The sequence below is a fragment of the Thiomicrospira sp. ALE5 genome, assembly GCF_900112445.1.
GTDB lineage: Bacteria > Pseudomonadota > Gammaproteobacteria > Thiomicrospirales > Thiomicrospiraceae > Thiomicrospira.
Genome location: NZ_FOYY01000003.1, coordinates 1,212,555 through 1,234,122, shown reverse-complemented (window position 1 = coordinate 1,234,122; position 21,568 = coordinate 1,212,555). Strand labels below are relative to the sequence as shown.

General features: G+C 44.7%; 16 protein-coding genes. 8 read left to right on the top strand and 8 right to left on the bottom strand.

Going from position 1 to position 21,568, the window contains the following annotated elements; translation table 11 throughout:
* Positions 1 to 5 precede the first annotated feature (5 nt).
* Positions 6 to 4,124 carry a response regulator gene (locus BM293_RS06015; RefSeq protein WP_093447569.1) on the top strand — a complete coding sequence of 1,373 codons (4,119 nt, stop codon included), beginning with the start codon at positions 6 to 8 and terminating at the stop codon, positions 4,122 to 4,124.
* A gap of 40 nt (positions 4,125 to 4,164) precedes the next feature.
* The gene (trmA, locus tag BM293_RS06010) at positions 4,165 to 5,262 is read left to right on the top strand and encodes a tRNA (uridine(54)-C5)-methyltransferase TrmA (RefSeq protein WP_093447568.1); all 1,098 of its coding nucleotides are present in this window, start codon (positions 4,165 to 4,167) and stop codon (positions 5,260 to 5,262) included.
* Here trmA and BM293_RS06005 read toward each other — a convergent pair.
* Positions 5,248 to 7,617, bottom strand: a complete 2,370-nt coding sequence (locus BM293_RS06005) for an EAL domain-containing protein (RefSeq protein ID WP_093447566.1) — start codon at positions 7,615 to 7,617, stop codon at positions 5,248 to 5,250. The two genes, trmA and BM293_RS06005, sit on opposite strands and share 15 nt — an antisense overlap.
* 3 nt (positions 7,618 to 7,620) lie before the next feature.
* Positions 7,621 to 8,523, bottom strand: coding sequence for a sulfurtransferase (locus BM293_RS06000; protein ID WP_093447565.1), 903 nt, complete (start codon positions 8,521 to 8,523; stop codon positions 7,621 to 7,623).
* A 148-nt stretch (positions 8,524 to 8,671) separates the two neighbouring features.
* Here BM293_RS06000 and BM293_RS05995 point away from each other — a divergent pair, with 148 nt between their 5' ends.
* The 4 genes from BM293_RS05995 to BM293_RS05980 all read left to right on the top strand — a co-directional run bounded on the left by BM293_RS05995 (position 8,672) and on the right by BM293_RS05980 (position 13,932).
* Positions 8,672 to 9,436 (top strand): tRNA 2-thiocytidine biosynthesis TtcA family protein, encoded by a 765-nt coding sequence (locus BM293_RS05995; protein WP_093447563.1) that lies wholly within the window; start codon positions 8,672 to 8,674, stop codon positions 9,434 to 9,436.
* On the top strand, positions 9,429 to 10,337 hold the full coding sequence (locus BM293_RS05990) for a lysophospholipid acyltransferase family protein (RefSeq protein ID WP_093447561.1): 909 nt from the start codon (positions 9,429 to 9,431) through the stop codon (positions 10,335 to 10,337). The genes BM293_RS05995 and BM293_RS05990 overlap by 8 nt, the downstream gene beginning before the upstream one ends.
* A 102-nt stretch (positions 10,338 to 10,439) precedes the next feature.
* Complete coding sequence (locus tag BM293_RS05985; protein WP_093447559.1) at positions 10,440 to 11,108, top strand: hypothetical protein; 669 nt, start codon at positions 10,440 to 10,442, stop codon at positions 11,106 to 11,108.
* 220 nt (positions 11,109 to 11,328) lie between these two features.
* Positions 11,329 to 13,932 (top strand): diguanylate cyclase, encoded by a 2,604-nt coding sequence (locus tag BM293_RS05980; RefSeq protein WP_234968919.1) that lies wholly within the window; start codon positions 11,329 to 11,331, stop codon positions 13,930 to 13,932.
* Here the strand turns inward: BM293_RS05980 and polA are convergent.
* The 6 genes from polA to trmB form a co-directional block, all read right to left on the bottom strand.
* Positions 13,929 to 16,748, bottom strand: a complete 2,820-nt coding sequence (gene polA / locus BM293_RS05975) for a DNA polymerase I (protein WP_093447555.1) — start codon at positions 16,746 to 16,748, stop codon at positions 13,929 to 13,931. The two genes, BM293_RS05980 and polA, sit on opposite strands and share 4 nt — an antisense overlap.
* A 42-nt stretch (positions 16,749 to 16,790) precedes the next feature.
* Positions 16,791 to 17,156 (bottom strand): type II toxin-antitoxin system VapC family toxin, encoded by a 366-nt coding sequence (locus BM293_RS05970; protein WP_093447553.1) that lies wholly within the window; start codon positions 17,154 to 17,156, stop codon positions 16,791 to 16,793.
* Positions 17,153 to 17,377, bottom strand: a complete 225-nt coding sequence (locus BM293_RS05965) for a hypothetical protein (protein ID WP_093447551.1) — start codon at positions 17,375 to 17,377, stop codon at positions 17,153 to 17,155. The genes BM293_RS05970 and BM293_RS05965 overlap by 4 nt, the downstream gene beginning before the upstream one ends.
* Positions 17,378 to 17,463: 86 nt before the next feature.
* Positions 17,464 to 18,690, bottom strand: coding sequence for a sensor histidine kinase (locus BM293_RS05960; protein ID WP_234968918.1), 1,227 nt, complete (start codon positions 18,688 to 18,690; stop codon positions 17,464 to 17,466).
* 47 nt (positions 18,691 to 18,737) lie between these two features.
* Complete coding sequence (locus tag BM293_RS05955; RefSeq protein ID WP_093447547.1) at positions 18,738 to 19,277, bottom strand: heme NO-binding domain-containing protein; 540 nt, start codon at positions 19,275 to 19,277, stop codon at positions 18,738 to 18,740.
* Between the two features lie 62 nt (positions 19,278 to 19,339).
* The gene (gene trmB, locus BM293_RS05950) at positions 19,340 to 20,050 is read right to left on the bottom strand and encodes a tRNA (guanosine(46)-N7)-methyltransferase TrmB (RefSeq protein ID WP_093447545.1); all 711 of its coding nucleotides are present in this window, start codon (positions 20,048 to 20,050) and stop codon (positions 19,340 to 19,342) included.
* 80 nt (positions 20,051 to 20,130) lie between these two features.
* Between trmB and mutY the strand changes: the two genes are divergently transcribed.
* A complete protein-coding gene (gene mutY / locus BM293_RS05945; protein ID WP_093447543.1) occupies positions 20,131 to 21,273 on the top strand; it encodes an A/G-specific adenine glycosylase in 1,143 nt (380 codons plus the stop codon).
* Between the two features lie 15 nt (positions 21,274 to 21,288).
* Positions 21,289 to 21,558, top strand: coding sequence for an oxidative damage protection protein (locus BM293_RS05940; RefSeq protein ID WP_006460141.1), 270 nt, complete (start codon positions 21,289 to 21,291; stop codon positions 21,556 to 21,558).
* Positions 21,559 to 21,568 lie beyond the last annotated feature (10 nt).

The window sequence follows — 21,568 nt, the reverse complement described above, 5'->3', positions numbered from 1 at the left end:
TTTTTATGAAAGACGGCATTCGCACGCTCAGTTTACAATTAGCAACGGTATTTGCTATTACTTTAGCGATCGTTATTGCGATGCTTGTCTATGCCGTTATGTTGATCAAAGAACAACAAGACTATCAGAAAAAGTTAGCTAGTTTGCCGGTTGTGATTGATTATGGTTTTGCTATTACCCAAGAGGCACGACGTGGCTACGTATGGAGCCAGATTCCTCGTTTTGTAACTCAAGAAGAGTTAGATGCGATGGCAGCAGACACTCACCGATTCACGCAGCTAGTTTTTTCAACAGCCTTATTTACGGATGCAGAAGCCGATAGTGATTATTTAAAGCGTTTAGTCCATGAGTTCGAGCAAACTCGTCTAGCGCTCTACGCCTGTAATGATCCAGTATCCTGTTACCAGTTGGGTGAACAGCTTAAAGTCAGAGGTACCAATCTTCATGCCCATCTTGTAGGCTCCATCAGTAATTTATTCTTCCAAACCCCAATTTATGAGTCGCAAGTCACTGATCATATGGCGCTTATGCGCATTTATTTAAACTATCGCCAAGCCTTATCTAACGTATTAAGTACTATCCGGGTGATTGATGGTACTGGCTATGAGCAGGTAGGTGCATTAAGAACTCGTATTAATGAAGCTGACTTGCAGTTTAATAAACTCGATGCATTGATAAGTGTGCACCAGGATAGTTTTTCGGCCGAGCTATTAGGGCAGCTTCATGAGGATCGTATGGCATATCGGCAGTTAAAGGCTGATTATGTTTATCCGATGCTAAATCGCAGTTATATAGCCAATTCGGATATTGATTTTGGTCCCGATGTATCTAGACCTTTTTATGCACAGTTGAATAACACCTTACACTTGATTGACCAAGGGTTAAACGTTCAATATCAGCAAATTATGTTAGCCAAAACCTTTAATCGAATCGTGCTGATTTTGGGCGCGGTCATTTTACTGATTATTTTATTTGTATTTGGGCGGGGTATTCGTCGCCAAGCTTTTATACCACTTCATCAAAATGAAGCGATCCTAAATGCGGCGGCAGTAGGTATTATTCAGATTAATTTAAAGGCCGAAATTATTCGTTTAAACCCGGCAGCCTTACGAATTTTTGGTTATTCAGCGGAGGAGTTGTTAGGGCAAAATGTGAAAAAATTAATGCCCGCTATGTATGCTGATGAACATGATGTGTTTGTGCAAAACTATGTTGAAACCGGCAAAAGCCGTTTAATGCTTAGTGGGCGCGAGTTAGTTGCCTTAAACAAGTCGGGAGAAGCCTTTCCGATTCATTTAGTGGTCAGTCGTATTGATTCGGGTGATGATTTAAGTTTCATTGGTATTGTAACAGATCTCCGCGAACGTGAAGCCAGTCGCAAAGAGGCCGAAACTCGTAGTATGCTGTTGAGTGCTTTGAAAACAGCGACAGAGGATTTTGTCGGTTTGAATGAGCAGACTGAAAGGGTTTGGGATGATCTATTACAAAGTGTCTTAAAAATTACCCATAGTGAGCAGGGCTTTATTGGTGAGGTGCTGTTTCAAGAAGATGGTAAGCGCTGCCTAAAAATTCATGTAATCACCAACATTGCCTGGGACGAGCCGTCCTATCAACTTTATGAGAGATTGAAAAACCAAGATATGTTGTTGTGTAGTGATAACACCATGATTGGGGCGGTTATGTATCAAGAACAAATTATCATTAGTAATGATGTTCAAAATGATCCGCGCGGTGGAAACACACCGCCAGGTCATCCGCCTTTGCGAAAGTATATGGGGGTGCCGATTTTTCAAGGGGGTGAGCTGATTGGGGTTTATGGTATTGCCAACAGTGATGCAGACTACACCACTGAATTAGCGGAGTTTTTGCAACCCTTTAATAATACTTGTGGCGTGATGATTGCCAGTTTGCAACAAGCGGCTGAGCAGCGCGAGTTATTGCAAAAATTAGAAGTTGAAAAACGAAATGCTGAAGAGGCTTCGACTATTAAGACGCACTTTTTAGCTAATATGAGTCATGAAATTCGTACGCCAATGAATGCTATTTTGGGCATGTCGCATTTGGCATTAAAAACAAACTTAGACGATAAACAGCGCGACTATATTGAAAAGATTAAGCGTTCTGCCAATGGGTTATTGGCGATTATCGATGATATTTTGGATTTCTCCAAGATTGAAGCGGGCAAGTTAGAGCTTGATGAGACGCAATTAAATATTGAACAACTCGTTCAAGACTCACTGTTGCCCGTCCAAGTAGTTGCGCGTGCTAAGCGATTAGAATTAATTGTGGCTATTGCACCTGAATTAACTACTGCGCTTCATTTAGGGCTAATCGGTGATGCGTCACGTATAAAACAAGTGCTGATTAATTTGCTTAATAATGCCGTGAAATTTACTGAGCAAGGTTATGTCAGCTTAGCCGTGAGCTTTGATCAGGCTAAATCAAAATTGGTGTTTAAGGTTGAAGATACTGGCATTGGGATGACTGATGCGCAAATGCGTAAGTTATTTAAAGAGTTTTCTCAAGCGGATGCCAGTACCACGCGTAAATATGGCGGTACCGGTTTAGGTTTGGCAATTTCGAGAAATTTAGCACGTTTAATGAACGGTGATGTGACAGTTGCTAGCGAGTTTGGTAAGGGCAGTCAGTTCGTGTTTAGCGTTGGGGTAGCCCAAAGTTCAGCTGTACAACCTTTGGCCTATCCAAAATTAGACCAGAATGCATTAATTGTTGATGATCACCCACTCGCAGGACAACAGGTGGCAAGTCAACTGGCGCTATTTGGTATTGAGTCAAGACTAGAGACTACGGCTGAGGCGGCTTTGGCATGGTTATCGAGCACTCAAGCTGTGCCAGACTGGATTTTTATCGATTGGCAAATGCCCGATAAAAATGGGTTGTGGTTACTCAATGAAATCAAACAACATGTTCCTATTTTACTTAATCGTTGTGTGTTGATGTCTTTTTATGATGTGAACGAGTTGAATGACTTGGCGCAGGGTGTCGATATTGAACGGGCCATAATGAAGCCCGTTTTTGCCGAGAAGCTTTATAAGTTACTCAGTGGCGTTGCGCTAAACACTTATGAAACCTTATCCGAAGGCTATCCTGATTTAAGTGGTAAACGAATTTTACTGGTTGAAGACAATCCCATTAATCAACAAATTGCGACAGAGCTGTTGCAAGAAACGCATGCTGATATAACCTGCGCTGATAACGGTCAAATTGCCGTGTCATTTGTTGTGGATCAGCAACAGGCGTACGATTTAATCTTAATGGATATTCAAATGCCCGTTCTTGATGGCTTAAATGCAGCACGAATGATGCGTGCGGCAGGGATTACCACCCCGATTATTGCCATGACAGCTCATGCCCTTGAAGAGGAAAGACAGCGCTGTTTAGAAGTGGGGATGAATTCTCATCTATCTAAACCCATTGATCCCGCAGGCTTTTACAAGGCCCTTGCCAACTGGTTACAGGTGACAGCGGTGATACTGCCTAGCCCGTCCGTTGATCATGCGGCGATGTTTGAGCTTCCCAACATAAAAGGATTAGATATCGCTGTGCTGCAACGTAATTTGGGTGCGAAGCCTGGTTTAATAATGGCGTCCTTGTGTGATTTTGCAGCACGCTATCAGCAGAGCCTGGTTGAGTTAGCAAACAGCTTAGCGGGTTCAGAATGGGAGGATGCATTAATCAATGCGCATACTCTGAAGGGCATCATGTTAACTTTTGGTCTGGCTGAAATGGCGGCTAAGTTGGCCGATATTGAAGCAAGGTTACAAAATCAGCAGTATGAGGCTATTGAGGGTTTAGTAGATGATGAATTTATTGCATCCTATCAGACGTTGATTAGTCAGCTTGAAGACTACTGTAAACTGCAGCCGACTGAGCAAGCGCCATCGGTGAGCCTGAACCAAGTGGCACTTGATGAAGCCGAATGGCAGAATATCTTAACAAGGTTTAAATCATTACTTGAAGACTTCAGTGGTTCAGCGCATGATCATTTCAATGAGCATAAGCACTATTTTTCACACTATTTAACCCCAGAATCTGTGCAACAAATAGCAACCATGCTCGATGATTTTGACTATGACAAGGTATTAGACCTCTTGCCCGACTGAGCAGGTATAATAGCGGTTTTAGCTAATTTGAGGACAAGCAGTGCTTTGTCAGGTTTCTCCACACGATTACCCAGCCCAGCTCGACGAAAAACGCCAGCGTTTAGCGAGTTTGATTCCTGTGCTTGAGGGCTCATTAAGCGTCTTTGCATCCCCCGCATCACACTATCGCCAACGTGCTGAATTTCGAATTTGGCATACGCCCGAGCGTTTGTTCTATGCCATGTTTGATCCGGCGAATCCGAAGCAGCCAGTTGAAATTGAGGCTTGTCCTATGGCTTGCGAAGCGATTGATCAGCTGATGCAGCCACTATTAGCGCTGATTAGCCAAAATGAAGTTTTGAAAAACGGGTTGTTTGAAATCGATTTTTTAGCCACCTTAAGCGGTGAAATGCTGGTCACGCTTATTTATCGTAAAAAAATTGACGAGCAGGCCTGGTTAGTTGCCGCACAAGGTTTGCGTGAAAAATTGCCGATTAACCATATTATTGGGCGCAGTCGCAAACAAAAAATTCTGTTGGATCAGGATTTTGTGATGGAGCGTTTAGCGGCGGATAACCAGGCCTGGTTGTTCCAACAAATTGAAAATAGCTTTACGCAACCAAACGCTAAAATGGCACAGAATATGATCGCTTGGGCGCGTGAACAAAGCCGCAACATTGTGGCCGATCAGCCGAGCGATTTACTAGAGCTTTACTGTGGTAATGGCCATTTTTCGATTGCCTTGGCCGATATTTATTCGCGCGTCTTAGCTACCGAAATTTCTAAAACCTCCGTTAAATCGGCCAAGTTCAATCTAGCGCAAAATGGCATAGAAAACGTCACGGTGGTTAAAATGGCGGCTGAAGAGGTCTCTCAGGCTATGGCAGGTCAAGCGTTTAATCGCATGGCCGAAGTCGATTTAAACCTTTATCACTTTAGCACCATTTTCGTCGATCCACCGCGTTCTGGCTTAGACGATTTAACACGCAGTATGGTTGCCGGCTATGACAATATTTTATATATCTCCTGTAATCCAGACACCTTAGCACGTGATTTAAACGAACTATTGAAGACCCATCAGTTACAAGCGTCGGCCTTATTTGATCAGTTTCCCTACAGTCACCATATTGAATCAGGGGTGTGGTTAACTAAGCAGTAGTTGTTCAAATTCTGTAATAGGAACCGGGCGACCAAAAAAATAACCTTGGTAGCACACACAGCCTAATTCAGCCAGTCGTTCTTTTTGAGCCTGGGTTTCAACACCTTCTGCAATGATATCAAAGTCATAGGCTTTACCCAGCGAGATGATAGTCGATACAATCGCTTCGTCACCGCAATGAGGATCAAGTAGATTAGCCACAAAGGATTGGTCAATCTTAATTTGACTAAAAGGCAGTTTTTGCAGATAACGCAAAGAGGAATAACCTGTGCCAAAGTCATCTAAGGATAAGCGGACGCCTAACCGTGATAGCTGGGTCATAATATCGATCATTTTATCCAAATCATGGGCAACCAATGTCTCGGTTAATTCTAGCTTGAGTTTGCGTGCATCCAGCCCATAAGCCTTAATCGTTTCTGCAACTTCGGTGACAAAGTTTTTGGCATAAAACTGTTTTGAGCTTACGTTTACGGCAAGTGTCAAATGCGCTGTTAACGGGTTGGTTTGCCATTTCGCAAGTTGTTCGCAGGCGGTTTTTACTACCCAATGACCTAGCGGTAAAATGAGGTCTGAGTTTTCTGCAATCGGAATAAATTCATAGGGTGGGATCAACCCTCTATAGGGGTCGCGCCAGCGAATTAAGGCTTCTGCACCAACCAGCCCTAAGCTTTGATGATATTGGGGTTGTAAATGTAATTCAAAGCACTTTGATTTGAGCGCAATTTTAATTTGATTGTAAAGCTCTATAGAGGCGAGCGCCTGCTGTTCCGCTTGCGGATCAAAGAAGATGATGGATTGATCCTCGGTTGTTTTGGCTTGATGCAAAGCCGCATCGGCTTGTTGAATCATCAGTTCTGCAGTGGTGGATTGTTTGGTCAGGTGATAGCTAATACCGACAGAACCTTTGGGATGCAAGGTTTGGTCGCTAATCTGAAATGGCTTGGCAATAAACGCTAAGATTTGCTCGGCCTCTTGTTCCAGTTGGAAAATGAGCTGCTGTTCATGGAGTGCGGGGAGTTGCAACACTATAGCAAATTCATCTCCGCCCATTCTTGCGAGGAGTGTGGCATCATAAAAGGCAGCCCTAAGCCGATTGGCTAGCTCAACCAACAGCTGATCACCCGTTGCGTGCCCAAATACATCATTCACTTTTTTAAAATCATCAATATCAAAGCATAACAGCGCTAGCGTATGTTGCTGGTCATCAAGTAGTTTGTCCAAGTTTTCAACAAGCTGGTTGCGATTGGCTAAGCCTGTGACCTGGTCAAAACTGACTAGGGCTTTTATTTGTTCTTTAGCCTCATGTTGTTGGGTGATGTCATTAAAAACGGCCACAAAATGAGTAAGCTGATTTTGGTCGTCATAAGCAGGTTGAATGGTTAAAGCTTCTAAAAATAGCTCACCGTTTTTTCGGCGGTTCCACATTTCGCCTTGCCAATGATGTTGTTGTGCAAGTTGTTGCTCAACCTGGTCATAAAAATCAGGGTCATGTTTGTCACTATGAAAAATATTGGGTGCTTTACCAATCACTTCTTCAGCCCCGTACCCGGTTAGTTCACAAAAAGCATGATTAACGCGCAAAATTTTATGTTGCGTATCGGTAATCATAATGGCATTGGGTGTTTCAAATGCCACCGCAGCGAGTTGGAGTTCCGTATGGTCTTGTTGAATTCTGGCAAGCATGGTGTTCACTTCGTCATAGAGAGTTTTAAACTCATTGATTTCAGTGGTGTGGATGCGCTGATCAAGTTGTTTGCCGCTGATAATCTTGGCTAAAAAACGCACAAGCTTTATAACTGGTCCGCTGAAACGCTTTTCTAACCAAAGCGCCATGAAAAAAGAAAAACTCAGCGCTAGAAAGATAGTGAAAATGATGAAGTGCAGGTCTTGAGCAATACGTGACCAGATGGTCTGTGATTGGAAAGCCATAAAGGCCTGACCCAGCTCCAGGCCCTGATAGCTGATGGGCATAATAAAGCGCTTTAGGCCATCGCGTTGATTGAGTGAGTTTGTGAGCTCTGCTAGGTCGATGAGTGTTTCACGAGCAACTTGATTCGCGTGATATTGATTAATGGCTAGACCTTCATTGTTAAACAGCACGCTGTGATCAAGTTGTTTAAACGAGGAAAGTTTGTTGTTAATGTCAGCAGCCACTTCAAGTCGATCAACCAAAATGAGTTGGGCAAATTCTTGGCTGAGCAATTGAGCAATAGCTTCAGCTTGTTGTTGCGCATCACGTTGTTGATTTACCTGAAACCAAGCAATAAATATTAAATAACCAAGTATAAAACTGCTTGCAACACAGCCCATAATAATAAGGATCAGTTTTTGGCGAAGGCTGCGAGTTCGAAACATAATTTATGGGCTTGGTGCGTTAATCGGTAATCTTGGGTTATTGCCCCATTCAAGCCAAGAACCCTCATAAACCGCAGCTTGGTAGCCCAGCGCATTCAACACCACGTAATTTAAAGCGGCAGAAGCACCATCATTACAATACAGAATGATATTTTGCATTTTGGGAACATCAGCATAGTGTGAGGCGAGTTGGTCGAGGGACAGCAATTGGTTACTGAGGGTCGGTTCGAGGGTATTATCAATGGCAGGAAAGTTTAATGCTTTAGTAATATGACCTTTGCGGTCAGCTAAGCTTACTAACCCCATATATTGAGCGGGAGGCCGCGAATCAATGATGGTTGATTGAGCATGTTGAATGGCAACGAGTGTATCCAAGTAGGTCTTGATGCGTTGCGTATCAACTTTGGTTACAAATTGTCTGGTGGTAGGTGTGCTTGGTCCATTCACAATGGCAAAGAGATCATCAGGCCAATGTCCATAGCTTACATTGAGCAAGCTGGCTTCAGCATGCCCAAGGGTATGCAAAATCCAGACTAGTCTAGCGGCCCATTGGAATCCACCTTCTCCAATTACCACCACCTTTTTACTCGCATCAACGCCTATATTCGATATTAGGGCTTGAAGTTCTGATAATGGGGGGAGGTAGAGTTTGTCATCGAATAGTTTTGTTGCTGGCAGGTTAACTGACCCGGCTAGATGTTCTGCTTCGAATTGATTGGCATCGCGCACATCAATAATAAGCAGTTCAGGGTGGTGAATATTATCAGCTAACCAGTTGGCATCGACAATGGGGTTGAGTGTTAAGGCTGTACTAGGCGCGGAGACCAGCATCAACAGCCATAAGACAACTATTTTTAAATGTGTGAGTGGCTGGTGCGCTATCTTGTATAAATGAAGTCGGTCCATAGCCGCCTCCTAAAGAGAGTAGTTAGAATCTATACTAGCGCAAAAATAACTGATTTGCAGTGGCCAAGGTGCAAATTATTGAGTATCGGCAAAAGATTTTTGCACGCAGCTTGTTTATACTGTTCCTCTTTTACGCTAATCCTGTGCTATGAAAATCAAACCCCCTAAAAAAATTCTTCAACCGGTTGGTCGCGCTATCGCCCAATACAAAATGTTGCGCGACGGTGATCGTGTGCTGTTAGGCCTATCAGGGGGCAAAGACTCCCTTGCGCTGTTAATTGTTTTGAAACATTTACAACGTCATGCGCCCATTAAATTTGAGCTAGCCGCCTGTACGATTGACCCTGAAATTCCGGGGTTTGACCCGTCGCCGCTGAAAACGTTTTTAGCCGAGCTTGAGGTGCCTTATTTTTATGAATCGGAAGATTTGGTCGCGCTGGCTAATCAGTATATGAAAGGCGATTCATTTTGCAGTTTTTGTTCCCGTCACAAGCGCGGTAAGCTCTATACCGTTTGTCGGCGCGAGGGTTATAACGTGTTGGCTTTGGCACAGCACCTTGATGATTTGGCGGAAAGTTTTGTCATGTCGGCGTTTAATGCCGGTCAGTTGCGCACCATGAAGGCACACTATCTTAACAATGAACAAGATATTCGGATTATCCGCCCGTTTGTGCGGGTGCGCGAAAATCAAACCCGTGACTTTGCCTTGTCAGCAGGCCTGCCTGTGATACCCGATAATTGCCCCGCTTGCTTTGCTAAGCCGCAAGCAAGGCAGCATTTCAAGCAATTGTTGCTAGCCGAAGAGCAGCGCAATAAACATCTTTATGCCAATTTATGGACCGCCATGCAGCCGCTGATTAGCGATGACAATCATGCCGGTTTAGCAGGCCTGGTGGAGGATCTAGATGAGTAAAACATTGGCGTCGAGTGATCAACACCCGATTGCGGGTGCCCTCTTTAAAGGCTTAATTTGGTTTTTTTCTAAACTGCCATTAGGCTTTAATCGTCGTCTGGGACAGGGGCTGGGCTGGCTATTATGGCGGGTGCCTAATCAGGCTAAACGTATTACCTTGATCAATTTAGCGATTGCCTATCCTGACCAAGAACAGGCCTGGCGCGAGCAATTAGCTAAACAAAGTTTAGTCGAGTTGGGTAAAACTGTTACGGAGTTGGGGCCATTATGGTTGTGGCCAAAAGAGCAGCTGCTTCCTTTGGTTAAAGAGGTGCGCGGTTTAGATTTACTCGAAGCAGGCCTGGCAGAGCAACGAGGCGTGATAGTGTTATCGCCGCATTTAGGCGCATGGGAATTGATGGGCTGGTATTGGTCGGTTAGTTATGGCATTACCAGCTTGTATCGTCCGCCGCGTATGGCTTCAATTGAAACCTTTATGCGTGCCGTGCGCGAACGTGGCGGTGCCCATTTAGTGCCGACCGATATGAGTGGGGTTAAAGCCTTGCGCCGAGCGTTAAAAGCACAGCAGATTGTTGGTATTTTGCCTGATCAAGATCCGGGTGCGAGCGGTGGGGTGATTGCGCCGTTTTTTAACCAAGCGGCGAATACGATGTTATTGGTCGCTAAGTTGGCTCAAAAAGCCCAGTGCCCGGTTTTTTATACTTTTGCAGAGCGTTTGCCTGCTGCTGAAGGCTATCGTATTCATGTTATCCCGGCAAGTGAACAAGTGAGTGATAGTGATGATTTAGTCGCAGCGAGCGCCCTTAATCAAGGTGTTGAGCAGGCATTGAGTCTGTGTCCAGCGCAATATCAGTGGTCTTATAAACGCTATAAGAATGTGCCAAAGCAAAAACTTTATTGATATGGTTATAAGAAAAAATATAACTTTCATGATTTCAACACAATTAATGACTAGCGCTTGAAGTAATATGTCAATGATTTTTTATCATATAAGGAGTGTTTAATGCGCAAGTCAATTTTAGGTGCAATGATTGTCGGTTATATGGGTATGGGTTCAATGGCAGCTTATGCCGATGCTAAACAACCTTTAACGGCAGGCGAGGCTCAAACAATTCGTGTAATGGCTGGTGCCACCATTGGTCAAGCCTTACAGGGTGCGATGAATGTTAATAATTTAGGTATCATCAGCAATCGTTCACGTGTTTGTGGCACATTAGTTGGTGGTATTGGTGGTGGCTACTTAACGAAGAAAGGTGACGCGGGTTTAGTCTATGAGTCTGTTGCTACAGATGAAGATATTAAAGCAGCTGTGGCGCGTATTATGGATCAAGAAGCCGTTTATTTAGCATTTGGTGGTGAGTTCCAGCGTGATGATAACGTTGCGATGCTTGAGCGTACTTTGGTTGCTCTAGCTGATGCAAACTACAAAGGTACGATTGTATTCCATGCAACAACATGGGCACAGAAACAACCTGAAGAAGTTATCAAAAACAATGCAAAAGTAGCGACCTATTTGGCTGGTTCAAGTGTGGCAGCGATTACTCTCGATATACCAAATTCACAAGCCGCTATGCAAAAAGTGACCGTTTCTGGAACGGATGCAGCGCTCGAAGAGTTAGGACGCGTCTATTTACGTGACGATTTAGTGGCATTATTCCGCAGGGCTTTCTAATGGTCTGTTGGCGTAGCTAAACCAGTTAAAACTAGCGATTCTTGTCTAAAAGCCCGTACTTTAACTAAATTTGCGTACGGGCTTTTTATTTGTATTGCCTTGTGAAAAACAAGCTTTAGGTACATAATTAATCTAAGCACAATATTTTTTGTAGTATGATTTTATGCCTATTAAGCTCTTAGTTTTCATTGCATTAGCTAGCCTGTTGTTAGGTGCTAGATTGTCTTGGGCAGAGCAAAAGCAGGCTGTTACCCCAGTAACAGTGCAAGTGAATTGGCATCATCAATATCAGTTTGCAGGTTTTTATGCTGCTATTGCGCAAGGTTATTATCGTGACGTTGGGTTGGACGTAACCATAAAAGGCTGGCACCCTGAACTGAATGTTGTTGATGAAGTTGTGTCTGGTCGAGCAACATTTGGTACGGCTTATTCCAGTGCTGTTGCAGACTATATCAATGGGGCGCCAATCTCAGCTGTGATGGCCTCTTTTCAGTTTTCCCCAATGGTACTTTTATCAAAAGAGCCGATTACTGATCTTAGTCAGTTAAGTGGTAAAACGCTTTCTCATTACAACAATCTACAAATACTGACCTTAATTAACCGGGCGGAAACCTATCTTTCAGAGGCCGTGGTAACAGTGCCGCCTTCTGGCAATCTTGATGATTTTTTAACAGGGCGCATTGCGTTGTATGGTGCTTACGAGACCAATGAGCCCTATCAGCTTCAGGAAAAAAACATTGCATACTACCTGTTGAAGCCGGCCGATTTTGGCGTCAACACTATGGAAGACATAGTAATTGTCTCGCAAAGCTTCGCTGCAAAAAAACCTGATTTGGTTGAAGCGTTTCGGCAAGCGACCATTGCGGGCTGGCGTTATGCTATAGACAATCAAGCTGAAATTGTGAACTATATCATGCGCAATTATCCTGTCGTTAAAAGCGAGCAAGCGCTCATGTTTGAGGCGCAAGCGACTACAAAATATGTGCGCGCAGGTCGTACACCTATTGGTGCTATTGATCATAGTCGTGTCTTGGCTACTGCGGCACAGTCTCGGGATATTGGCTTAATCTCCCATGAACTATTTGATCAGTTCAAGCCAAAAGAGTTTGTGTTTAAACGAACGGGATTAGGGTCGCTAACCGAACAAGAACGTGCGTTTTTGGTACAAAATCCAGTGATTCGAATTGGGAATGATATTAATTGGCCACCTTTTGAGTATATTAACCATAAAGGCCAATATTCGGGGATGGTTGCGGAATACTTTAAGCTATTTGAGCAGCGTTTAGGTGTGAGGTTTGAGCCGGTAAAATACAAGAAATGGTCCGAAGTGATTCAAGGCATACAAGAAGGGCAAGTTGATATACTTTCGGCGGCCACTCCCACGCCTGAGCGTCAAAGCTATCTAAACTTTACCGATAGTTTTTTATCTTTTCCGATGGTTTTAGCCGGAAACCCTGATACCTTGCTTATTAACAACTATCAAGAACTTGAGGGGCAGACGGTTGCGGTGGTACAAGACTATTGGCCACATGAATACCTAAGAAATAACCATCCTAATGTGAATTTATATCTTGTTGATAGTGTGCTGGAAGGCTTGCAAGCCGTGATTACGGGCAAAGCCTTGGTATTTTCAGATAGCCTTGCGGTTATTAACTATATTAGCCGAGAGCATGGCATAACGGATATACAAATTGTTGGTCAATCAGATCAGCGATTTAGTTTGGCAATGGGGATCCCAAAAGATAATCCTATTCTGCTGAGTATTATGCAAAAAGCACTGGATGACATTACGCTTGCAGAAACCAATCAGATTTATTCACAATGGGTTAATCTCGGTGTTGTAACTCGTTTAGATAGTCGGCAACTACAACAGATTGCCATTTATGCTTTGCTTGTTCTACTGTTGTTAATAGCTTGGATTGTGTTTTATCGAATGCAAAAACAGCAGTTAAAAACCTATGTATCGCAAGTTAATGAATTAACCTATGCTAGCTATATTGATCCTAAAACTTATAAAACGCTTTGGGCGAGTAATAGTTACATACAATTAACCGGATACTGCTCAGCAGAGCTTGCCGAGCTATCCATCCTTGATCTAATGCGTGATGAGATGTCTGATGATGAACTTGCTATGATTGTAAACAAGGTTATGCAAGGGGATAGTTGGACGGGTGAAATAGAGGGTAAATCTAAGCAGGGCGAGTCCTATTGGGTTGATTTAACCCTGAGTCCGCAGCGAAATCTGTTTGGAAAAGTGGAAAAAGTTTTAGCAACGCGCGTTAATATTACTGATAAAAAGCGTTTAGAAGCCCAGTCTACAGAAGATGAATTAACTGGTTTGTATAACCGGCGTTATTTATTACAGCTTTTTGACAGTGAAGTGAGTCGCCTCAAACGGCTCAATCACTCGCTGTGTTTTGCATTATTTGATTTAGATTATTTTAAATTGATTAACGATACCTATGGTCATGAGCAGGGTGATCAGGTATTACAACAAGTTGCAAGTATCGCGCAAGAGCACTTCAGTCGTGCAAATGATTATGTATTTCGATTTGGCGGTGAAGAGTTTTTGATTATGACGTCTAATTTAACTCGAGAGGAGTTTAGTCTGCAACTTGAGCGGTTTCGAGAAGCCGTGTTTGCCCAGCAGATCGCCAATGACGCAGTTGAATTGAAATATTTAACCTTGTCTATTGGTGCAGGTTTTTGGGCTTCAGAGAGTATTAGCGCCTTTAAAGATGTGTACCGAGACTTGGATGATGCGTTATATCAAGCCAAAAACCTCGGACGTAATAAACTCGTTATGGTTAGCAAGGATATCTAGTGCGCTTGATCCCAGTTATCACCCTGGCCGATTTCGACAATGAGCGGCACGCTGAGTGACATTGCACTTTCCATAATGCGTTTGATCTCCGGTTTGGCCTGTTCAAGTTGCTCGGTTTTGACTTCAAACACCAATTCATCGTGTACCTGCATCAGCATCCGAATATCTAAATCACTGTGTTCAATCCATTGATCTAAGCGAATCATTGCTTTTTTAATAATATCCGCCGCCGTGCCTTGCATCGGCGCGTTGATCGCGGTGCGTTCGGCATGTTGTTTGCGCGGTCCGCGTGTTTTAATGTCCGGCAGATAAAAACGCCGTCCGGCCAGGGTTTCGACATAGCCATAATATTCGGCATCGGCCTTGGTGGTGTTCATATAGGTTTTCACGCCGGGATAACGATCAAAATAACGGTCGATATAGGCCTGCGCCAGCCCACGGTCTATGCCAAGTTGATTAGCGAGTCCAAATGCCGACATGCCATAAATCAGCCCGAAATTCACCGCTTTGGCACTGCGACGTTGTTCGGGTGTGACCTCGTCTAACGGCATGTCAAAAATTTCAGCAGCGGTCGCTTGGTGAATATCGCGCCCTTCGGCAAAGGCTTGCACCAGGCCTGGGTCTTCACTCAGATGCGCCATAATGCGCAATTCGATTTGTGAATAGTCGGCGGCCAGCAGTTGATAACCCGACCTGGCGATAAACGCCTGGCGAATGCGACGTCCTTCGGCGGTGCGAATCGGAATGTTCTGCAAATTCGGTTCGGTGGACGATAAGCGCCCGGTCGAGGCCACCGCTTGTTGGTAAGAGGTGTGTACTCGCCCGGTGTCGGGGTGGATTTGCTTGGGTAGCGCATCGGTGTAGGTGGATTTGAGTTTGGCTAGGCTGCGGTGTTGAGTAATCACTTTGGGCAGTTCATGGCCTTGTTCTGCCAGCTCCGCCAACACAGGTTCGGCGGTCGAAGGCACGCCTTTTGGCGTTTTTTTGATCACTGGTAGCCCCAACTGCTCGAATAGAATTTCTTGCAGTTGCTTGGGTGAGCCGAGGTTAAATTCTTGTCCGGCAAGGCGGTAGGCTTCTTCTTCTAACAGATTGATTTTTTCCGCCAGTTCGCCGCTTTGAATTTTCAGCAGGTCTTTGTCGATTAACATGCCGTGGCGTTCCATTTTTGCCAATACCGGCAAAAGTGGCATTTCTATGTCGTTTAAAACCGGTACCAGACCTGGTATTTCGGTCAGTTGCGGATAAAGGGTTTGATGCAATTGCAGGGTAATGTCGGCATCTTCCGCAGCATAGGGCGCGGCCTGGTCGAGTTCAATCTGGTTAAAGGTTTTTTGCGCCTTGCCTTTGCCGGCAATGTCTTCAAATTTAATCGTGGTTTTGTGCAAATAGTGTTGCGCCAAGTCGTCCATATTGTGGCGGGTCGCCACTGAATTAAGCACATAGGATTCAAGCATGGTATCAAACGCGATACCGCGTAATTGAATGCCGTGATTAGCGAGGATATGCCAATCGTATTTGAGATTTTGGCCGATTTTCTGCGGTGTGTCAGACTCCAGCAGCGGTTTAAGTTTGGCGAGGCTGGCCTCAAAATCGAGTTGAGTCGGTGCGCCGTCATAATCATGTTTCAGCGGCAAATAGGCGGCTTCGATTTTGCCGTTTTGTTCTAGCGCAAAACTCAGCCCGACCAATTGCGCTTGCATGGGTTCAAGCGCGGTGGTTTCAGTATCCAGCGCAAACAGTTCGGCTTGTTGGAGCTTGTTGAGCCAGTTGTCGAGGCTGGCCGCGTCAAGAATCGTTTGATAGTCGGCTGATTCAAAGGTTTGGGTTGGCCTAGTGCTTGTTACCAGGCCCGTCGTGCCCTCGGGGTATGGCGATGCTGTATTGTCAATGGTTGCCGCGCTTTTCGGCGCAGGTTTGGCATGGTGATTGACCTGTTTACTAAACGGCAATTGACCGTCTTCCAATTGTTTCAGCCAGTTTTTAAACTCATATTCGGCAAACAGGGTTTTCAGCGTTTCAATATCGGCTTCATCGCGTTTTAAATCCGGCAGATTAATTGGCAACTTACAATCGGTGCGAATGGTGGTTAAGGTGCGCGACAAGGGCAAATGCGGAATATGTTCACGCAGGGTTTCGCCTATTTTGCCTTTGATGTCATCGGCATGGGCAATCAAGTTATCCATCGTGTCGTAAGCGGTGAGCCATTTCACTGCGGTTTTCGGTCCGCACTTGGGAATGCCCGGAATATTGTCCGAGCTATCGCCCATTAGCGCCAGATAATCAATAATTTGATCGGGGCGAATGCCAAACTTTTCCACCACCTTGTCGGGTGTCATCAGGGTATTGTTCATGGTGTTAATCAGGGTGATATGTTCATTCACCAATTGCGCCATGTCTTTGTCGCCGGTTGAAATCAACGCATCGCGCTGGGCTTGGGTGGCCTGCACCGCCAGCGTGCCGATCACGTCATCGGCTTCTACGCCTTCAATCACCAGCAACGGCAAACCCAGGGCTTTGACAATCTGATGAATCGGCTCGATTTGCACCCGCAATTCATCCGGCATCGGTGGGCGATGGGCTTTGTATTCGGGATACAAATCGTTACGGAAGGTTTTGCCCTTGGCGTCAAACACCACCGCCATAAATTCCGGTTGATAGGTTTCTAATAGCTTGCCAATCATATTGGTGACGCCATAAATCGCGCCGGTGGGGTGACCGTCTTTATTGGTCAAAGGCGGCAACGCATGAAACGCGCGGAATAAATAAGACGAACCATCAACAAGAATAATCGGAGCAGAATCGGTATGCGACATGGGGAAACCTTAATAACGAAGTCTATAAATGAAAGAGTGATTTTAGATGATAACCAGGCCTGGTATAAAGCGAAAATCTTTTAAATTGTAGGTGAACAATGGCAATGCGTGCTCAAGACAGGTTGCGGCAATTAGCGCATCGGGTATATCGAGTGCATGGCTTTTAGCAAAACCGGCAATTAGCTCAAGGGATCGTTCGCTGCTGGTTTGATCTAAATGGATGAGCTTAAATTTTTCTAGGAATGCCTGAAGTTTTATTAACTCTTTTTTATCGCGTGCGCCGTAAAGCAGTTCCATCGCACTGATGCTACTGATTGCAAAACCTACGTTCAGTTGTTGCAGTTTATTAAGTGTTTCACGATTATTTTTTAAAATCTCGATTAATACATTGGTATCAAGACAAATCATCGCCACGCCTGTTCACGCAAGGCGTCTTGACTAATGTCGCGATCTTGCCACATGCCCGCAAATTCTGAAAAATCAGGTGCTTCGCTCGCGTTTTTGGCTTTAGCTAAATCTTTCGCCAATACGTCACGAATATAGCCTGATATAGAGGTGTTTGCTTGCTTGGCTTGTTGTTTCAGCGCTTCAAAAAACGCCTCTTCAAAATAAATTTGGGTTCGATGCATGGCTTAAACTCATGTGTTTACATACATTACTAATATACATTATTGATTTGCTTGAAACAACCAAGTCTGTTGGTTAAGTATAACAATTAGCTAGCGGTTTGGGGCAGTAGGTTGAGGACTTTGTCATAGTCAAAATTTTCAAGCGATGTCTGGATTTGTTGCACTTGATCTGGAGAAAGGTAGTGTTCAAAGTAATGCTTTTGTTGTGTAAATTCATCCAATGCAGAGGCACTAAAGTCGTTTAATAACGCCTTAAAATGGGTGAGAATATGGTGCCATGTCTGTTCTTCAAACATCACCATTTGACGGGTCGGTTGAGTCACATCAACTTGTTCAATCGCTTGAGTTGGTTGTGAATTGAATGCGGCTGTTAGCTGACCTTCGCTGTTTAATGGCGTTGCCTGTTTTTTGTAATCGACTTTAGCGGTAAAGTGAAAGTGACTGCCGTTACCAAGTTGACTGGTAACCGTAATATCGCCTTGCATACAACGGGCAAGACGTCGTGATATAGCCAAGCCTATGCCGGTACCGCCATATTTGCGAGTCGTGCTAGCATCGGCTTGCGAAAACTCAGTAAAGAGTTTTTGTATTTGATCATCGCTGATTCCAATCCCGCTGTCTTTAACATCAAATACTAACATGCTGGTTTTGGCATTAAAGCCAACCTGGAATTTGATGTGTCCTTGTTCAGTAAATTTGAATGCATTGTCAAGAAGATTACTGAGAACTCGTCTAATTTTAGCGGAATCACCAACCAACAAGAAATCATGAGGTTGGGACAGTTCGGGTGCTATGTCTATAAAGATTTCAATGCCTTTGCCGAGTGCTAATTTGTTTACAGGTAACGTGACCTCTTGTATGAGCTGTGTGATGTTAAATGGTGCCTCATTGACTTCAACTTGACCCGCATCCAGCCTTGAGAAGTCAAGAATGTCATCAATAATTTTAAGTAAGTCATCGGCGGAGTGTTGGATATTTTGAATATAGTCACGTTGTTTGTTGTTAAGTGGGGTCTTGAGTGCAAGGTGCGACATGCCAAGGATAGTGTTCATAGGTGTGCGTATTTCGTGACTCATATTGGCCAAAAACTCACTCTTTACCTGCACAGCTGCTTCGGCTTGTTGTAGTGCCAAACGTAGGTCTTGAGTCGCTTCAAGTACAGCTTTTTCGAGATTGTCTGCTTGCTGTTTAAGGCTAAGGTTGGATTGATATAGCGCAAGACTTTTTTCTTCCAAAAGCTGTTCAGCTTCTTTGCGCGCTTTTTTTTCACGCTCTAGTCGTTTTAGAAGGCGGCTTTCACGTTCAGTAGTCATGAGTGGGGTACTTTCGCTAGACATATACTGAACCCAAGCTTGATGCCTTATACATTAATTCGACTCACGCTAAAACGAGTTAGGCCTTCGTTGATGTCTTCGCGATTGACTACAAGCGTATCGCCAAAAAAGCTCCCACAGCCTTTGATTAGCCCTTCTGCAAGATCAGCAAAGTGTCTCGGAGATTGGTAATCCATGGTTAGACAGTTTGGGGTAGTAAAGGTACATTTAAATTTGGGTAATTGCGCGTCAGGGTAAAGCTTAATAACCTCGGCATGAATGATATCTTCGATGCCAGCTAAAAAGGTTAGTGAGTCATCAATACCGACTAAGAATTGTTTATGACTACTAGCGAACTTACTAAACACGTGTTCGCCAAACACTTTGACTAGGTCATCTGCTGGTATGTCTGTGCGTTTAGATAAGGCTATGACCATGTTAACTAATTCTTGATGATCATAAGTGCCAACAGCGGTATAAGCGGCACCTGAGGGTGGGTTGGTGTCGTCTATGATGTCATCAACCATATCCGCTGAGAATTTTTCTTCCACCATGTCTAAAAATTCGGTAAATACCATGCCTTTCATTATTGGCTCCAAATTTGGTTTGTTTAAACAAATACTAGCACGAACTTTCTGACCTAGTAGTGTTATCTTTTTTGTTTAATAAAGATCAAATCCCAAACGCCATGTCCTAAACGATGGCCGCGTTGTTCGAATTTGGTGAGCGGGCGGTAGTCGGGGCGGGGCATATACTGACCTTCTCCGGCGGCGTTGGTGTAGTCGGGGGCGGCGGACATGACTTCCATCATGTGCAGGGCGTAATCCTCCCAGTCGGTTGCCATGTGAAACTCGCCGCCGCTTTTGAGGTGTTGTGCCAGTTTGGCGGCAAATTCCGCTTGTAGGATGCGGCGTTTTTTATGGCGCGCTTTATGCCAAGGATCGGGGAAAAACAAGTACACGCCCGCCAGACTGTCTAGCGGAATGCGCTTGTCTAACACTTCAATCGCGTCGTGGTTAAAAATCCGAATATTGGTTAAACCCTGTTCTTCAATCAGTTTGCACAAGGCGCCAACACCGGGGCGATGCACTTCGATACCGATATAGTTACGATCCGGATTATCCGCCGCCATTTGCGCCAAACTGGTGCCCATACCAAAACCGATTTCAACATAGGTGGGCGCATCGCGGCCAAACAGCTGGGTTAAATCAAGCAGGTCACCGTCCGGCTCTAAGCCATAGTGAGGCCAAATGCGTTCTAACGCGCCTTGTTGAGCTTTGGACATGCGACCTTGGCGCAACACAAAGCTTTTAATACGACGGCTGAATGAAGGTGAATTTTCGGTGGTCTGCTCGGTCATCCCGCGATACTCTACTGTTCTTTTAAAAGTTTGATAGTATAGCCGATTCAGGATTGACTCACCACGAAGGATCGCCCCGCTTGACGCAGCAAAAACAAACACAAAATCGACCGTTTTCCGAAAGACTCTTAGCTTGGTTTGATGAACATGGTCGTCATGATTTGCCGTGGCATCAGCCGCGCACGGCGTATCATGTATGGGTGTCGGAAATTATGCTGCAACAAACCCAGGTGCAAACGGTCATTCCGTATTATCAGCGCTTTATGCAGCGTTTCCCAGATATAACCACGCTAGCATCCGCTACTCAGGATGAGGTATTGGCGCATTGGTCTGGACTGGGGTATTACGCACGTGGGCGCAATTTGCATCAAGCGGCACAGTTGATTGTGGCGCAGCATCATGGCGAGTTTCCACAAGATTATGATGCGATTCTGGCTTTGCCAGGCATTGGGCGTTCGACGGCCGGGGCAATTTTGGCGCAAGCCTTTGCCCAGCCCTATGCCATATTAGATGGTAATGTTAAAAGGGTGTTAAGTCGTTACTATGCGATAGAGGGCTGGCCGGGAGAAAAGAAAATTGAGCAACAGCTTTGGCAGCAGGCCGAAGCCTTGTTAGCGGCCGTGCCTAGTTCGCGACTAGCCGACTATACGCAAGCGCAAATGGATTTAGGCGCCACACTTTGTACCCGTTCCAAACCGCGATGTGATCAGTGCCCTATTCAGCAAGATTGCCAGGCCTGGCAATTAGGTGAGGTTAACCGCTTCCCAACATCTAAACCGAAAAAAGCCTTGCCGACCAAGCAGGCCTGCTGCTGGATTTTACGCAATAGTCTGGGTCAAGTCTGGTTACAACCGCGTCCAGCCTCCGGTATTTGGGGCGGTTTATTCAGCCTGCCAGAGACACCGCTTGCGCAGGTTGGTGGATTAGAGTTTGAGATGTTGGAGAAGTTTGAGTCGTCGGTTCAGTCTTTGATAGAATGGCCTAGTCTTAAACATAGCTTTAGTCATTATCATTTAATGATTTATCCGTTAGAAGTGACGTTGAACGATCAAGCAAGTATAGCGCCGGTACAGATAAATGAGGCGCCGCCGCCTTATGCCGACGTGCTGGTCACATCGGGGCGGTGGTTTGATGTGGCCGAGGCGCTAACTTTGGGCCTGCCAGCACCCATTAGGCAGATCATCGAACAACTACAAGTGGGTAAAGCTGAACAGTTAATTTAATTAAGGGGATAAACGATGGCTAGAAGAGTGCAGTGTGTTAAGTTAAAGCAAGAAATGGATGGATTGGATTTTGCGCCATTTCCAGGTGAGCTAGGTCAAAAGGTGTTTGACAATGTATCAAAAGAGGCGTGGAAACAGTGGTTGGGTCAGCAAACAATTTTGATTAACGAATATCGCTTGTCGAGCTTGGATCCTAAAGCACGTAGTTTTTTACAAGAAGAAATGCAAAAGTTTTTGTTTAGTGATCAAGAAGTAGAATTGCCAAAAGAGTTTAATCCCGTTTAAACTGATTTAA

Coding starts and splice junctions, on each gene's coding strand:
- BM293_RS06015 (WP_093447569.1), top strand. CDS start 6: ATGAAAGACGGCATTCGCACGCTCAGTTTACAATTAGCAACGGTATTT.
- BM293_RS06005 (WP_093447566.1), bottom strand. CDS start 7,617: ATGTTTCGAACTCGCAGCCTTCGCCAAAAACTGATCCTTATTATTATG.
- BM293_RS06000 (WP_093447565.1), bottom strand. CDS start 8,523: ATGGACCGACTTCATTTATACAAGATAGCGCACCAGCCACTCACACAT.
- BM293_RS05995 (WP_093447563.1), top strand. CDS start 8,672: ATGAAAATCAAACCCCCTAAAAAAATTCTTCAACCGGTTGGTCGCGCT.
- BM293_RS05990 (WP_093447561.1), top strand. CDS start 9,429: ATGAGTAAAACATTGGCGTCGAGTGATCAACACCCGATTGCGGGTGCC.
- BM293_RS05985 (WP_093447559.1), top strand. CDS start 10,440: ATGCGCAAGTCAATTTTAGGTGCAATGATTGTCGGTTATATGGGTATG.
- polA (WP_093447555.1), bottom strand. CDS start 16,748: ATGTCGCATACCGATTCTGCTCCGATTATTCTTGTTGATGGTTCGTCT.
- BM293_RS05970 (WP_093447553.1), bottom strand. CDS start 17,156: ATGATTTGTCTTGATACCAATGTATTAATCGAGATTTTAAAAAATAAT.
- BM293_RS05965 (WP_093447551.1), bottom strand. CDS start 17,377: ATGCATCGAACCCAAATTTATTTTGAAGAGGCGTTTTTTGAAGCGCTG.
- BM293_RS05960 (WP_234968918.1), bottom strand. CDS start 18,690: ATGACTACTGAACGTGAAAGCCGCCTTCTAAAACGACTAGAGCGTGAA.
- BM293_RS05955 (WP_093447547.1), bottom strand. CDS start 19,277: ATGAAAGGCATGGTATTTACCGAATTTTTAGACATGGTGGAAGAAAAA.
- trmB (WP_093447545.1), bottom strand. CDS start 20,050: ATGACCGAGCAGACCACCGAAAATTCACCTTCATTCAGCCGTCGTATT.
- BM293_RS05940 (WP_006460141.1), top strand. CDS start 21,289: ATGGCTAGAAGAGTGCAGTGTGTTAAGTTAAAGCAAGAAATGGATGGA.